At 60.8% G+C, this 14719-nt stretch carries 14 protein-coding genes; 10 read left to right on the top strand and 4 right to left on the bottom strand.

From position 1 onward, the window contains the following. The first annotated feature begins 101 nt into the window (after positions 1-101). Together BN1132_RS17330 and BN1132_RS17335 are read left to right on the top strand one after the other, a co-directional pair. Positions 102-872 (top strand): MBL fold metallo-hydrolase, encoded by a 771-nt coding sequence (locus BN1132_RS17330; protein WP_042079064.1) that lies wholly within the window; start codon positions 102-104, stop codon positions 870-872. 85 nt (positions 873-957) lie between these two features. Beyond that, positions 958-1923, top strand: coding sequence for a GlxA family transcriptional regulator (locus BN1132_RS17335; protein WP_042079065.1), 966 nt, complete (start codon positions 958-960; stop codon positions 1921-1923). A gap of 99 nt (positions 1924-2022) precedes the next feature. Here the strand turns inward: BN1132_RS17335 and gyrB are convergent, their stop codons facing one another. The 4 genes from gyrB to dnaA form a co-directional block, all read right to left on the bottom strand. Then, complete coding sequence (gyrB, locus tag BN1132_RS17340; protein ID WP_010672288.1) at positions 2023-4434, bottom strand: DNA topoisomerase (ATP-hydrolyzing) subunit B; 2412 nt, start codon at positions 4432-4434, stop codon at positions 2023-2025. Further along, positions 4431-5534 (bottom strand): DNA replication/repair protein RecF, encoded by a 1104-nt coding sequence (gene recF, locus BN1132_RS17345; RefSeq protein ID WP_010672287.1) that lies wholly within the window; start codon positions 5532-5534, stop codon positions 4431-4433. Before recF ends, gyrB begins: the two co-directional genes overlap by 4 nt. A gap of 2 nt (positions 5535-5536) precedes the next feature. Then, the gene (gene dnaN / locus BN1132_RS17350; protein WP_039040646.1) at positions 5537-6640 is read right to left on the bottom strand and encodes a DNA polymerase III subunit beta; all 1104 of its coding nucleotides are present in this window, start codon (positions 6638-6640) and stop codon (positions 5537-5539) included. A gap of 83 nt (positions 6641-6723) precedes the next feature. Next, positions 6724-8094 (bottom strand): chromosomal replication initiator protein DnaA, encoded by a 1371-nt coding sequence (dnaA, locus tag BN1132_RS17355; RefSeq protein ID WP_042079066.1) that lies wholly within the window; start codon positions 8092-8094, stop codon positions 6724-6726. 310 nt (positions 8095-8404) lie between these two features. Between dnaA and BN1132_RS17360 the strand changes: the two genes are divergently transcribed. From BN1132_RS17360 to mnmE, 8 genes are all read left to right on the top strand, one after another. After that, positions 8405-9163, top strand: a complete 759-nt coding sequence (locus BN1132_RS17360) for an amino acid ABC transporter substrate-binding protein (RefSeq protein ID WP_042079067.1) — start codon at positions 8405-8407, stop codon at positions 9161-9163. Further along, the gene (locus tag BN1132_RS17365; protein ID WP_081843891.1) at positions 9164-9832 is read left to right on the top strand and encodes an amino acid ABC transporter permease; all 669 of its coding nucleotides are present in this window, start codon (positions 9164-9166) and stop codon (positions 9830-9832) included. Positions 9833-9844: 12 nt separating this feature from the next. Next, positions 9845-10579 (top strand): amino acid ABC transporter ATP-binding protein, encoded by a 735-nt coding sequence (locus BN1132_RS17370; protein WP_042079068.1) that lies wholly within the window; start codon positions 9845-9847, stop codon positions 10577-10579. 271 nt (positions 10580-10850) lie between these two features. Further along, on the top strand, positions 10851-10985 hold the full coding sequence (gene rpmH / locus BN1132_RS19790; RefSeq protein WP_005307156.1) for a 50S ribosomal protein L34: 135 nt from the start codon (positions 10851-10853) through the stop codon (positions 10983-10985). Continuing rightward, positions 10985-11344 (top strand): ribonuclease P protein component, encoded by a 360-nt coding sequence (gene rnpA, locus BN1132_RS17375; RefSeq protein ID WP_010672281.1) that lies wholly within the window; start codon positions 10985-10987, stop codon positions 11342-11344. Before rpmH ends, rnpA begins: the two co-directional genes overlap by 1 nt. Then, on the top strand, positions 11311-11559 hold the full coding sequence (gene yidD / locus BN1132_RS19795) for a membrane protein insertion efficiency factor YidD (RefSeq protein WP_084203073.1): 249 nt from the start codon (positions 11311-11313) through the stop codon (positions 11557-11559). Before rnpA ends, yidD begins: the two co-directional genes overlap by 34 nt. 5 nt (positions 11560-11564) lie before the next feature. Beyond that, positions 11565-13211 carry a membrane protein insertase YidC gene (yidC, locus tag BN1132_RS17380; RefSeq protein ID WP_042079069.1) on the top strand — a complete coding sequence of 549 codons (1647 nt, stop codon included), beginning with the start codon at positions 11565-11567 and terminating at the stop codon, positions 13209-13211. Between the two features lie 85 nt (positions 13212-13296). Continuing rightward, positions 13297-14658, top strand: coding sequence for a tRNA uridine-5-carboxymethylaminomethyl(34) synthesis GTPase MnmE (gene mnmE / locus BN1132_RS17385; protein ID WP_042079070.1), 1362 nt, complete (start codon positions 13297-13299; stop codon positions 14656-14658). The last annotated feature ends 61 nt before the right edge of the window (positions 14659-14719 follow it).

Raw genomic sequence — 14719 nt, forward strand, 5'->3', positions numbered from 1 at the left:
GAATGGCCCGATTAGATCGATAATTTGCCTGCGGGCCACTCATGATCCGTCCCTCATCCCTCCATACTGGCCGTGTCCCCAACGAGAAACCGGAGCACGCCATGAAGATTACCCAGGTTCGCAACGCCACCCTGCTCATCCACTACGCAGGAGCACGCTTCCTCATCGACCCCATGCTGGCCCCCAAGGGGAGCTACCCCGGCTTCGAAGGCATGGCCAACAGCCATCTTCGCAACCCCCTGGTAGAGCTGCCGCTGCCCATGGCAACTCTGCTGGAGGTGGATGCGGTGATTGTCACCCATGACCATCTGGATCACTGGGACGATATCGCGAAAGCGCAGATCCCCAAGCACCTTCCGCTGTTTGTGCAACATCAGAAAGATGCCGACACCATGAGGGGATGCGGCTTCGAGGATGTGCGCCTGCTGGGCGAGGTCGGCGAGTTCGTCGGCATCCGCCTGCAACAGACGGAAGGCCGACACGGCAGCGATACCATCATGGCCCTGCTGGGGGATCGCCTTGGCGAGGTCAGCGGAGTGGTCTTCTCCCACCCGGCCGAGAAGACCCTCTATCTGGCCGGCGACACCGTCTGGAATGCCCAGGTTGAACAAACGCTGCACCGGCACCAACCCGAGGTCGTCGTCCTCAACTGCGGCGATGCCCAGGTGATGGGTCTGGGCGCCATCATCATGGGCAAGGAGGATGTGGCCGCCGTCTATCAGGCCGCCCCGCAGGCCACCCTGATCGCCAGCCACATGGAGGCGGTCAATCATGCCCTGCTGTCCCGGCGGGAGCTGCGCGACTACCTGGACAGCCAGGGGATGGCAGACCGGGTACGGGTGCCCGAGGATGGCGAAACCATGATGCTCTGAGCGAGGGGCCTGGTACCACATGGCCCTTCGGCTTTCTGTTGCCGCCCCGTATGATGGGGATCCGAGTGCAAAGGAGTCTGCCACCATGCCCCGTCCTCTCATCGTCGCCGTCATCACCTTCGATCGCTTCAGCCCCTTTCACTGCTCGGTGCCCTGCCTCATCTTTGGCGACAAGATGATGCCGGGCCAGTCGTTGTTCGAGCTAAGACTCTGCGCCGGGGATGACACGCGGCAACCCGCCTCCTCCCAGGGCTTTCGCATGGAGGCCGACTATGGCCTGGAGGGTCTGCTGGAGGCGGATATCATTATCATCCCCTTCTGGCGCGATCCGGCCGAGCGCCCTGCCCAACCCCTGCTCGATGCCCTGGTTGCCGCCCGGATCAGGGGAGCCCAGATAGTGGGGCTCTGTCTCGGTACCTATGTGCTGGCCTACGCCGGCCTGCTGGACGGACGCGGTGCCGCCACCCACTGGGAGTTTGAACAGGAGTTCGTCCAGCGCTTCCCCCGGGTTCGGCTCGATACCAATGCCCTCTATGTCGACGACGACGGGCTCATCACCTCGGCAGGCACAGCCGCCAGCCTGGACTGCTGTCTCTATCTGGTTCGCAAGCATCACGGCAGCCAGATTGCCAACAAGCTGGCCAGGCGACTGGTGGTGCCTCCCCATCGGGAGGGTGGCCAGGCCCAGTTCATCGAGCAGCCGGTGCCCGCCTCCACCCGGGATGCCAGGATCAACCAGCTGTTCGATCACCTGCGCCTGCACCTGGCCGCTCCCCACACCCTGGACAGCCTGGCGGAACATTGCATGATGAGCCGACGCACCTTTAGCCGCCGCTTCCAGCTCGCCACCGGTCTCTCCCTCGGGGAGTGGCTGATGTCGGAGCGCCTGCGCCGCAGCCAGACGCTGCTGGAGTCCAGCTCCCACACCGTGGAACGCATCGCCGAACTGGTGGGGCTCGGGTCTGCCACCATCTTGCGCAAGCACTTTCGCACCCGCTTCGGGGTGTCGCCGCGGGAGTGGCGCCGCACCTTTCGTGGTGACAGAGTCTAGGTCCCTCATGTTTCACGTGGAACGCGCCCTCTCCCTTCCGCCCAAAAAACAAAAAGCCGCTCACGAGGAGCGGCTTTTGATGATTGTCGGACCGTCTGATTAGACGTCGAGGTTGGCAACCCGCAGGGCGTTGGTCTCGATGAAGTCGCGACGGGGCTCAACGGCGTCACCCATCAGGGTGGAGAAGAGCTGGTCGGCACCGACGGCGTCGTCGATGGTCACGCGCAGCATGCGACGGGCTTCCGGATCCATGGTGGTTTCCCACAGCTGCTCCGGGTTCATCTCCCCCAGCCCTTTATAGCGCTGGATGTAGATGCCACGCTTGCCTTCGCCCATCAGCCACTCGACCGCTTCAACGAAGCTGGCGACCGGCTTCACCTTCTCGCCACGCTTGATGTAACCGCCTTCCTCGATCAGGTTGGCGATCTCCTTGCCCAGGGAGACCAGCTGACGGTACTCGGAGGATTGCAGGAAGTCATAGCTGAGCGGGTATTCACGGTCGACCCCGTGCTGGCGTACCACGGCGTGGGGCACGAACAGGCTGCGCTCCTCGTCGCGGCGTACCTGCATCTGGTACTGGATACCGTGGTTGCTCTCGTTGAGCACGGCTTCCATGCTCTGGCACCAGGTCTGCAGATCGCTCTCGCTGGCCAGCAGGGTTTCGTTCAACTCAGGCTGATAGATCAGCTGGGTCAGCACGGCTTCCGGGGCGCGGCGGGACATGCGGGTGATGAGGTGAGTCACGGAGCGATGCTGGTTGACCAGACGCTCCAGCGCCTCGCCACCGATGGCCGGGGCAGACTCGTTGACGTGCAGGGTCGCACCGTCCAGCGCCATGGCGGTCTGGTACTGCAACAATGCGTCTTCGTCTTTCAGGTACTGCTCCTGTTTGCCCTTCTTCACCTTGTAGAGCGGCGGCTGGGCGATGAAGACATAGCCACGCTCGATGATTTCCGGCATCTGACGATAGAAGAAGGTCAGCAGCAGGGTACGGATGTGCGCACCATCGACGTCCGCATCCGTCATGATGATGATGTTGTGATAGCGCAGCTTGTCCGGGTTGTACTCGTCGCGACCGATGCCACAGCCCAGAGCGGTGATCAGGGTGCCCACCTCCTGGGAGGAGATCATCTTGTCGAAACGGGCCTTCTCCACGTTCAGGATTTTACCCTTGAGGGGCAGGATGGCCTGGTTCTTCCGGTTGCGACCCTGCTTGGCGGAGCCGCCAGCAGAGTCCCCTTCCACGATGTAGAGTTCGGAGAGCGCCGGGTCTTTCTCCTGACAGTCCGCCAGCTTGCCGGGCAGACCGGCGATATCCAGCGCGCCCTTGCGGCGGGTCAGTTCGCGGGCCTTGCGGGCCGCTTCACGGGCACGGGCCGCATCGATGATCTTGTTGACCACGATCTTGGCGTCGCCCGGGTTCTCCAGCAGGAAGTCTGCCAGCTTCTCACCCATCGCCTGTTCGACCGCGGTCTTCACTTCGGAAGAGACCAGCTTGTCCTTGGTCTGGGAGGAGAACTTAGGGTCAGGCACCTTGACGGAGATAACGGCAATCAGACCTTCACGGACATCGTCACCACTGGCGGCGGACTTGGCCTTCTTGCTGTAGTCCTCCTTGTCCATGTAGTTGTTCAGCGTCCGGGTCAGCGCGGTACGGAAGCCCACCAGGTGGGTGCCACCATCCCGCTGCGGAATGTTGTTGGTGAAGCAGTAGACCCCTTCCTGATAGGCGTCGTTCCACTGCATGGCGACTTCGACACCGATGCCGTCCTGCTCAGTGGTGAAGTGGAACACCTTGGGGTGGATCGGGGTCTTGTTCTGGTTCAGGTACTCGACGAAGGCCTTGATGCCCCCCTCGTAGCAGAAGTGCGCCTCGCGGCCATCACGCTCGTCCATCAGACGGATGGAGACGCCGGAGTTGAGGAAGGAGAGCTCGCGCAGACGCTTGGCCAGGATCTCGTAGTGGAACAGGGTGTCACTGAAGATGGTCGGGCTCGGCCAGAAGCGAACTTCGGTCCCGGTGCCGGTGCTGTCACCAATCTGCTTGAGGGGTGCCTGCGGCTCGCCCAGGTGATAGGTCTGCTCGTAGACATGACCGTTGCGGCGGATGGTCAGCAGCAGCTTGTCGGAAAGCGCGTTCACCACGGAAACGCCCACACCGTGCAGACCGCCGGACACCTTGTAGGAGTTGTCATCGAATTTGCCGCCGGCGTGCAGCACGGTCATGATGACTTCAGCGGCCGAACGACCCTCTTCCGGGTGGATGTCCACCGGAATGCCGCGACCGTTGTCGCGCACGGAGACGGAGCCGTCGGAATGGATCTTGACCTGGATATCGGAGCAGTAGCCAGCCAGAGCCTCGTCGATGGAGTTGTCGACGACCTCGAACACCATGTGGTGCAGGCCCGATCCATCGTCCGTATCGCCGATATACATCCCCGGGCGCTTGCGGACCGCATCCAGGCCCTTGAGCACCTTGATATTCGAGGAGTCGTAAGTATTTTCACTCATAGCTTACTCTCTGCCTTCTCTAACGTTTCGGAGATCTTGCCTTGTTCCACGTGGAACAGCTTGCAGTCACTCGCATCCATCATGTCTGCGAGCTGACCGGTATCGATGGCGGTGATGAACACCTGGGACGCGCACTGCTTCAGCCTTGCGGCCAGCAGACGACGTTTGTCGACATCCAGTTCAGAGGCAAAATCATCAATTAAAAAAATACAGCCGCGGCTGCTATGTTGATTCAAATAGAGCCCTTGGGCCAGCCGCATGGCACAGACCAGCAACTTCAGCTGACCCCTGGACAAAATATCCTGCGCGGGCACGCCGTTCGCCTTGAGCCGCACGTCCGCCTTCTGCGGACCGACCCCAGTGTACCCCAGCGAACGATCCCGTTCGAACCCCGCCTCCAGCAATGCATCGAGGGGAGTGTCTTTTTCCCAGCCTCGATAGAATCCAAGACTGATATCGAACTCCGGCAGAAAATCTGCCGTCATCTCCTTGATCAGGGGCGTAATGGCCTGACAATAACTGGCGCGAAAACCCGCCAGCTCGCCACCCAGTCGCACCAGCTCCTGATCCCAGAACGCCAGTTGACGATACTGGGTGCTCTGGCGCAGCAAGGCATTGCGCTGCTTCAACAGCCGACGCACCCGCCCCCAGAGGGAGAAGAAGGTCGGCTCCTGATGGAAAACACCCCAGTCGAGCCAGGCCCGGCGAGCCTGGGGCCCACCGGTCAGCAGGCTGAAACCATCGGGGTGGATCAACTGTACCGGCAACAGCTCCGCCAGATCGGCCAGGCGCTGGGCCTGGGCACCGGCGATCTTGAGCTGGGTTTCGCCCCCCTTGTCCTTGGCAAGCCCGATGGGCACCTGACGCCCCTCCAGCTCGCACTGGGCAAACAGGGTAAAGGCCCGCTCGCCCTGGCGGATGACCCGCCCGGTCAAATGGGTACGAAACGAGCGGCCGAGACCAAGATAATGAATGGCTTCCAGCACGCTGGTCTTGCCGCTGCCGTTGCTCCCGACCAGGATATTGAGGCCGGGAGACAGCGCGAGACTGGCGTGCTGGATGTTGCGAAAGTCGCTGAGCTGGAGTTTGACCAGGGACACGACTAGATCCGCATCGGCATCACCACGTACTGGGCATCTTGGTTCTCAAAATCCTCAATAATGGCGCTGCTGATGGAATCGCTCAGGCTGATCCGGATTTGGTCACATTTTAACGTATTCAACACGTCCAGCACATAGGAGACGTTGAAGCCGATCTCCATCTCGCCAGCGGCGTATTGTACGTCAAGCAGCTCTTCGGCTTCTTCCTGTTCCGGGTTGTTGGCGGTGATGCGCAGCAGGTTTTCCTGCAGATTGAGACGCACCCCACGGAATTTCTCGTTGGAGAGGATGGCGGCACGGGCAAAGGCCTGGCGCAGATCCTCGCGACCGGCGATCAGGGCCTTGTCGCTCCCTCTCGGGATGACGCGGCGCCAGTCCGGGAAACGGCCATCCACCAGCTTGGAGGTGAAGATAAAGCCATCCAGGGCGGCGCGCAGGTTGCTGCGGCCCACTTGAAGCCGTACCGGCTTGTCTTCCGCTTCCAGCAGGCGCACCAGCTCCAGCACCCCCTTGCGGGGCAGGATGACCTGATGATCGGGCAGCGATTCCCCCACCACCTCGCGGCGGCAGGTGGCCAGCCGGTGACCGTCCGTCGCTACGGTACGCAGGCCGTGACCTTCACTCTCGAACAGCATGCCGTTCAGGTAGTAGCGCACATCCTGGCTCGCCATGGAGAACTGGGTCGCGTCGATGAGTTTTTTCAGCTCCAGCTGGCTGATGTCGAACTCGAGCACGGATTCCCAATCCTCGATGTTCGGGTATTCGGTCGCCGGCAGGGTCGACAGGTTGAAGCGGGAGCGGCCGGAACGGATGATGAGGCGCTCTCCCTCGGTACTGAGGCGGATCTCCGCCCCTTCCGGCAGACCGCGACAGATGTCCAGCAGCTTGCGCGCCGGCACTGTGGTGCGGCCATCCTGGCTGTCGCTGTTGAGATAGACCTGTCCGATCATCTCCACCTCGAGATCGGTCCCGGTCAGCGACAGCAGGCCATTGCTGACATCGAGCAGGACGTTGCCGAGGATGGGCAGGGTCGGCCGGCCACCCAGGGCACCGGACACCAGTTGCAGGGGACGTAACAGGGCCTCACGGCTAATTTCGAGCTGCATCTGTGCTCTCCGTTGTTATTGGGAGGAAAGGGTTCGGATCAGGCTGGAACATGCAATCTGCATCTGTGCACTCCGTTCCGTTATCAGGAAGAAAGGGTACGGATCAGGTTGGAATAGTCTTCCTTGATGTCGTGACTCTCTTCCTTCAGCTGCTCGATCTTGCGGCAGGCATGAAGAACCGTGGTGTGGTCACGGCCACCAAAGGCATCCCCTATCTCAGGCAGACTGTGGTTCGTCAGCTCCTTGGCCAGCGCCATCGCCAGCTGGCGCGGGCGGGCAACGGAACGGGAGCGGCGCTTGGAGAGCAGATCCGCCAGCTTGATCTTGTAGTACTCCGCCACCGTCTTCTGGATGTTGTCGATGGTGACCAGCTTCTCCTGCAAGGCCAGCAGATCGCGCAGCGCCTCGCGCACGAAGTCGATGTTGATGGCGCGGCCGGTGAAGTTGGCGTTGGCGATCACCCGGTTGAGGGCGCCTTCCAGTTCACGGACGTTGGAGCGAAGCCGCTTGGCGATGAAGAAGGCCACTTCGTCTGGCAGGTGGATCTGGTTCTCGTCCGCCTTGCGCATCAGGATTGCAACCCGGGTCTCCAGCTCGGGCGGCTCGATCGCCACCGTCAGACCCCAGCCGAAGCGGGACTTGAGACGATCCTCCACCCCGTTGATCTCCTTCGGATAGCGATCCGAGGTCAGGATGATCTGCTGGTTGCCTTCGAGCAGGGCGTTGAAGGTGTGGAAGAACTCCTCCTGGGAGCGTTCCTTGTTCGCGAAGAACTGGATGTCATCGATGAGCAGGGCATCGACGCTACGGTAATAACGCTTGAACTCTTCAATGGCGTTATTCTGCAGCGCCTTCACCATGTCCTGCACGAACCGCTCGGAGTGCATGTAGATGACCTTGGCGTCTTTCTTGCGATCCTTGATGGCATTGCCAACGGCGTGCAGCAGGTGGGTCTTGCCCAGACCGGTGCCACCGTAGAGGAACAGCGGGTTGTAGGCGCCACCCGGATTGTCTGCTACCTGACGGGCAGCCGCACGGGCCAGCTGGTTGGACTTACCCTCGACGAAATTCTCGAAGGTGTAGTTCACGTTGGTGTTGCTCTTGTGATTCGGCTCGGGCTTGGCTTCGGCCTTGTTCTCCCAGCTCTTGGGAGAGTTATTCACAGGATCGACACCGCGTGCCGGCGCCCTGGCGACCGCGACGGGATGGGGGCGATTGCCGATGTCAAAACGCAGGGTGGGAGCATCGGCCCCACACAGCTCGTTGATGATGCCGTTGACCCGGAGCAGGTACTTGTCGCGCACCCAGTCCAGAACGAAGCGGTTCGGTGCATACAGGGTCAGAGTATTGTCACTCAACTCCGCTTGAAGCGGCCGGATCCACATGCTGAATTCTGCCGAGGGCAACTCATCTTGCAGCCGGTTAAGGCACTGCTGCCATAGCGAAGCAGTCACTCTAGACTCCCGTCAATTGATTAAGTAAAGACCGGCTATTCTACGTTTTTAGTGGCCGGATCTCCAGTTGCCGCCGCACGGATCCAGCAAATAAGATCCTTGACTTTCAAGGATCCAACGCCCCAGGATCTCATTTCATCCCCAAAGTTACCCACAGCCGCCAACCGGCGATGTGGACAGAATGGAACTCTGCGACCACAGTTATTTTATATAACCAAATATCATTTATTTTTTATATTTTATTCCAATAACATCAGCGCCGTCCCGTGATTACAACTAAAAATACAGCACTACAGAGAGAGGAATCCCCATGAAATCCACCATCAAACTGATTTCCGGCGCCGCCATTCTGCTGGCCAGCCTGTCCGGTCAAGCCATCGCCCAGGAAACCATCAAGGTCGGCATGTCCGGCAAGTATTTCCCGTTCACCTTCGTCAAGCAGGACAAGCTGCAAGGCTTCGAGGTGGACATGTGGAACCAGATCGGTGAGCGCACCGGCTACAAGGTCGAGTTCGTGACCGCCAGCTTCTCCGGCCTGTTCGGCATGCTGGAAACCGGCCGCGTCGATACCATCTCCAACCAGATCACCATCACCGACGAGCGCAAGGCCAAGTACGACTTCTCCCAGCCCTACGTCTATGACGGCGCACAGATCGTGGTGCGCAAGGGCAACAACAGCATCCAGGGTCTCAAGGATCTGGAAGGCAAGACCGTTGCGGTGAACCTGGGCTCCAACTTCGAAGAGCTGCTGCGCAAGAACGACCCGAACAAGAAGATCGACATCCGCACCTATGACTCCGCCTTCGAGCAGGACGTCGCCCTGGGTCGCATCGATGCCTTCGTAATGGACCGCGTCTCCACCGCCCAGCTGATCAAGGAATCCAAGCTGCCGCTGCAACAGGCTGGCGCACCGTTCGAAACCATCGAGAACGCCCTGCCCTTCCTGAAGACTCCGGAGAAGCAGGCACTGCTGAAGAAGGTCGACGAGGCCCTGACCGCCATGCGCAAAGACGGCTCCCTGACCAAGATCTCGGAAAAATGGTTCTCTGCGGACATCACCAGCAAATAAATGATGGAATTTGATCTCGAGTACACACTAGGGCTGTTCCCCATCCTGCTCAAATACCTGGGCACCACGATGGAAATGGCCCTGTGGGGATTCGTATTGGCACTCGTACTGTCGCTGATCCTGGCGATAGTACGGGTCTTTCGCGTTCCCGCAATTCACTGGCTGGCGATGCTGTATATCTCGTTCTTCCGGGGTACCCCGCTGCTCGTCCAGCTGTTCCTGCTCTACTACGGGCTGCCGCAGCTCTTCCCCATCTTCGTGGGGATGGATGCCTTCACCGCCGCCATCATAGGCCTGACCCTGCACTTTGCCGCCTACATGGCCGAGTCGATCCGGGCCGCCATCCTCGGCATCCACAAGAGCCAGATGGAGGCCGCCCTCAGCATCGGCATGAGCCGGCTGCAGGCGATGCAGCGGATCATCCTGCCCCAGGCCGCCCGCATCGCGACGCCGTCCCTGATGAACTACTTCATCGACATGATCAAGAGCACTTCGCTGGCGTTTACCCTGGGGGTGGCCGAGATCATGGGCAAGGCGCAGATGGAGGCCTCCTCCTCCTTCAAGTTCTTCGAGAGCTTCATGGCGGTAGCCCTGGTCTACTGGGTCGTCGTCATCTTCTTCACCCGCTTGCAGCACCTGCTGGAAGTGCGCCTGAACCGCGCCTATTAAAGGAGACCTGTCATGATCAAGCTAACGGGTCTTTCCAAGGCCTATGACGGAAATCAGGTGCTCAACGGCATCGATCTTGAGGTGAAAAAGGGGGAAATCGTCGTCATCATCGGTCCCTCGGGCACCGGCAAGTCGACCCTGCTGCGCTGCCTGAACCTGCTGGAGACCCCGGACGCCGGCCGGCTCGCCATCGATGATCTGCAGCTGGACCTGGCCAGGGCCAGCGACCAGCAGGCCATCGAGCTGCGCAAGCGCGCCTCCTTCGTGTTCCAGAACTATGCCCTGTTCGCCAACAAGACGGCGCTGGACAACATCGCCGAGGGGCTCATCACCGTCTGGAAACAGCCGAAGGCGGAGGCCCGCGCCACCGCCCTCGGCATCCTCAAGGACATAGGCCTCGCCGAGAAGCAGGATGCCTACCCGGCCTCCCTCTCCGGCGGCCAGCAGCAGCGGGTCGGCATCGGCCGTGCCATGGCGGCCCACTCCAAGGTGATCCTGTTCGACGAGCCCACCTCGGCCCTGGATCCCGAATGGGTCGACGAGGTGCTGGGCCTGATGAAGCAGCTCGCCCGCCAGCACCAGACTATGGTGGTGGTGACCCACGAGATCGAGTTCGCCCGTGATGTCGCCGATCGGGTGATCTTCATGGAGGGAGGCCGGATCGTGGAGCAGGGCCCGCCGAGCCAGATATTGGTCGATCCGCAGGATCCCCGTACCCGGGAATTCCTGCGCAAAGTGCTGAAATAGCTCTCTCTTTGGCGGCTCTGCCGCCTTTTTTCTTGGCGGATCCTTGTTTAACCCAGGGTTGCCAGTATAATTCGGGGCCCTTGATCCTCCGGATCCTGCCAGCTTCTCCTGCTCTTGTTTGACGAGCAGGGCGAGACGGGAGGGAACGGCGGATTGACGAGAAGCCGAACTCTGTTTAGAATTCGGCCTCTTTTGCTAGTCGTCACACGCTATAGCTGGCGCGTCGGCTAAGTGTGACAATCAAAACTGTACAGAAATACGGAATCGAATCATGAAACGTACTTTTCAACCGTCCAACCTGAAGCGCAAGCGCTCTCACGGTTTCCGCGCCCGCATGGCTACCGCCAACGGTCGCAAAGTTCTGGCCGCTCGTCGTGCCAAGGGTCGTGCCCGCCTGGTAGTCTAATGCCTACCCAGCACACCTTCTCTCGGGAGTTACGTCTGTTAACTCCCGAACACTTCAAACGCGTTTTCGCCGAGCCTGTCCGGGCCGCTTCTCCGCAAATTACGCTTCTTGCTTGCCCCAATTCCCTCGAACACCCCCGTCTTGGTCTCGCCGTGCCCAAAAAGGCGCTCAAGCGTGCCGTCTGGCGCAACCGTGTCAAACGAGTGGTTCGGGAAAGTTTTCGCCTCAATCAAGCCAATCTGCCCGCTATCGACATCGTCGTGATCGCCAAGGGTGGCGTGAAGGAGATGGACAACGAAGCGCTGTTCAAGTTACTGGAAAAGCTATGGCGCACTCTGTCACGCCGTTGCAATGGGTAGCCATCAAACTGATACGCCTGTATCAGCTAATCCTTAGTCCCCTGCTCGGGCCGCGCTGCCGTTTCACCCCGACTTGTTCCCAATTTGCAATAGAAGCAATCCGACTTCACGGTTTCATAAAAGGCGTTTGGTTAGCCAGCAAACGTCTATTAAAATGCCATCCCTTATCCGAGGGTGGTTATGACCCGGTTCCGCAACCAAAGCGAAGAAACTGAAGACTATGGAATCACAACGCAATTTACTCCTGATCGGTTTGCTGTTCGTGAGCTTCTTGCTCTGGCAACAGTGGGAGTCCGACAAGGCTCCGAAGCCGGCCCCGACGACCGTGGCCCAAACCGAACATTTCGTACCTGAAGCCGGTCAGACCGGTGATATTCCCCAGGTTTCCGAGCAAGCAAATGGTAACGCCGCGCGCAAGCTGATCACCGTCTCCTCCGACGTGCTCAAGTTGACCCTGGATACCCAGGGCGGTGACATCGTCTCTGCCGAACTGCTGGCCCACAAGCTGGAAGAAGGCAAGGAACAGCCGTTTACCCTGCTGACCAGCCAGCCGGCGCACCTCTATGTCGCCCAGAGCGGCCTGGTCGGTCGCAACGGCCCGGACAGTCAGGCCGAGGGCCGTCCCACCTATGATGTGGCCCAGACCAGCTATCAGCTGGCCGACGGTCAGGATCAGGTCGTGGTCCCCATGACCTGGACCGACAGCAAGGGCGTGGTCTTCACCAAGGAGTTCGTCCTCAAGCGCGGCGATTACGCCGTGGGTGTCGACTACAAGATCGACAACAAGTCTGCCGAGCCGGTCCAGGTGCAGTTCTACGGTCAGCTGAAGCAGACCATGACCACGCCGAAGGATCAGGAAGGCCATGCCATGGTGGCCAGCGCCTACCGTGGTGGTGCCTTCTCCAGCGACGACAACCGCTACAAGAAGTACACCTTCGACGAGATGAAGGATGCCGACCTGAACAAGACCACCAAGGGTGGCTGGGTCGCCATGCTGCAACACTACTTCGTCTCCGCCTGGGCGCCGAATGCCGAGGACACCAACAGCTTCTACAGCCGCGTGATCCCGGGCAAGGACCAGGCCATCATCGGCTACAAGGCGCCCCTGGTTGACGTCGCCGCCGGCCAGCAGGCCGAGGTGAGCGGCAAGCTGTGGATCGGTCCCAAGCTGCAGGATCAGATGGCCAAGGTGGCCAACCACCTCGACCTGACCGTCGACTACGGCTGGCTCTGGTTCATCGCCCAGCCGCTGCACTGGCTGCTGACCGTGTTCCACGGCTTCGTCCAGAACTGGGGTCTGGCCATCATCATGCTGACCCTGCTGGTGCGCGGCATCATGTTCCCGCTGACCAAGGCCCAGTACACATCCATGGCCAAGATGCGCATGCTCCAGCCCAAGCTGGCGGCGCTCAAGGAACGCTTCGGCGACGATCGCCAGAAGATGTCCCAGGGCATGATGGAGCTGTACAAGAAGGAGAAGGTCAACCCGCTGGGCGGCTGTCTGCCCATCCTGGTGCAGATGCCCATCTTCATCGCCCTGTACTGGGCTCTGATGGAATCCGTCGAACTGCGCCACGCGCCGTTCGCCCTGTGGATCACCGACCTGTCGGTGAAGGACCCCTTCTTCGTGCTGCCGATCCTCATGGGTGCCTCCATGTGGTACCTGCAGAAGATGAGCCCGACCACCATCACGGACCCGATGCAGCAGAAGGTGATGCAGTTCATGCCGATCATCTTCACCTTCATGTTCCTCTGGTTCCCGGCAGGTCTGACCCTGTACTGGCTGGTGAGCAACGTCATCTCCATCATCCAGCAGACCATCATCTATCGTCAGCTGGAGAAGAAAGGCCTGCATTCCCGCAGCTAATCTTCCCTGATGACAAAAGAGGCGGCCCTGGGGCCGCCTTTTTTATTACAATGTCCGCAATCACCGAACCGATGAGCCAAGCAAGATGACAACAGATACTATCGTGGCCCAGGCCACCGCCCCCGGTCGGGGTGGCGTCGGCATAGTCCGGGTCTCGGGCCCCGCCGCCGAGCGGGTCGCCGAAACCGTGCTCGGCAGGCTGCCCAGGGTGCGCTATGCCGAATATCTGCCGTTCAGGGACGAGCAGAGCCAGCCGCTGGATCAGGGCATAGCCCTGCTGTTCAAGGCCCCCAACAGCTTCACCGGCGAAGACGTGCTGGAGCTGCAGGGTCACGGCGGCCCCGTCATCCTGGACATGCTGGTGCGCCGCATCCTGCAGATCGAGGGCATCCGCCCCGCCCGCCCCGGCGAGTTCAGCGAGCGCGCCTTCCTCAATGACAAGCTGGATCTGGCCCAGGCCGAGGCCATCGCCGATCTGATCGAGGCCTCCAGCGAGCAGGCGGCCCGCAGTGCCATGCACTCCCTGCAGGGCCAGTTCTCCGGCAAGGTGCAGCAGCTGGTGGAGAGCCTCACCCGGTTGCGCATCTACGTGGAGGCCGCCATCGACTTCCCGGACGAGGAGATCGATTTTCTCTCCGACGGCAAGGTGGCTGGCGATCTCTACGCCATCATGGACGAACTGGATGCCGTGCGCGGCGAGGCCAAGCAGGGCGCCCTGCTGCGGGAAGGGATGAAGGTGGTGATCGCCGGTCGCCCCAACGCCGGCAAATCGAGCCTGCTCAACGCCCTGGCCGGCCGCGAGTCCGCCATCGTCACCGAGATCGCCGGCACTACCCGCGACGTGCTGCGCGAGCACATCCATTTGGATGGCATGCCGCTGCACATCATAGACACCGCCGGCCTGCGCGATACCCAGGACAAGGTGGAGCAAATCGGCATCGAGCGTGCCTGGGCCGAAATAGAACAGGCCGATCGGGTGCTGTTCATGGTGGATGGCACCACCACGGATGCGGTCGACCCGCGGGAGATCTGGCCGGAATTTGTTGATCGGTTGCCAAAAAAGATCGGCCTCACCGTGGTGCGCAACAAAGCCGACCTGACCGGCGAAGATCTGGCTCCGAGTCAGGAGCAGGGCCACGCCGTCTACCGCATCTCCGCCAAGACCGAGCTGGGGCTGCCCGCCCTGCGCGAGCACCTGAAAGCCTGCATGGGCTTCCAGGGCAACACCGAGGGGGGCTTCATGGCCCGCCGCCGCCATCTGGATGCGCTGGAACGCGCCGCCGAGCGGCTGCTGGTGGCCAAGGAGCAGCTGGAAGTGTTCGTGGCCGGCGAGCTGGTGGCCGAAGAGCTGCGCCTGGCGCAGGAGTCCCTCTCCGAGATCACCGGCGAGTTCAGCTCCGACGATCTGCTGGGCCGCATCTTCTCCAGCTTCTGCATCGGCAAGTAAGCCTGCACGGCAGGCAATGAAAAGCCCGGGATGATCCCGGGCTTTTTTTGTGCGCTTTTTA

The organism is Aeromonas sanarellii, from assembly GCF_000820085.1.
Taxonomy (GTDB): Bacteria; Pseudomonadota; Gammaproteobacteria; order Enterobacterales; family Aeromonadaceae; genus Aeromonas; species Aeromonas sanarellii.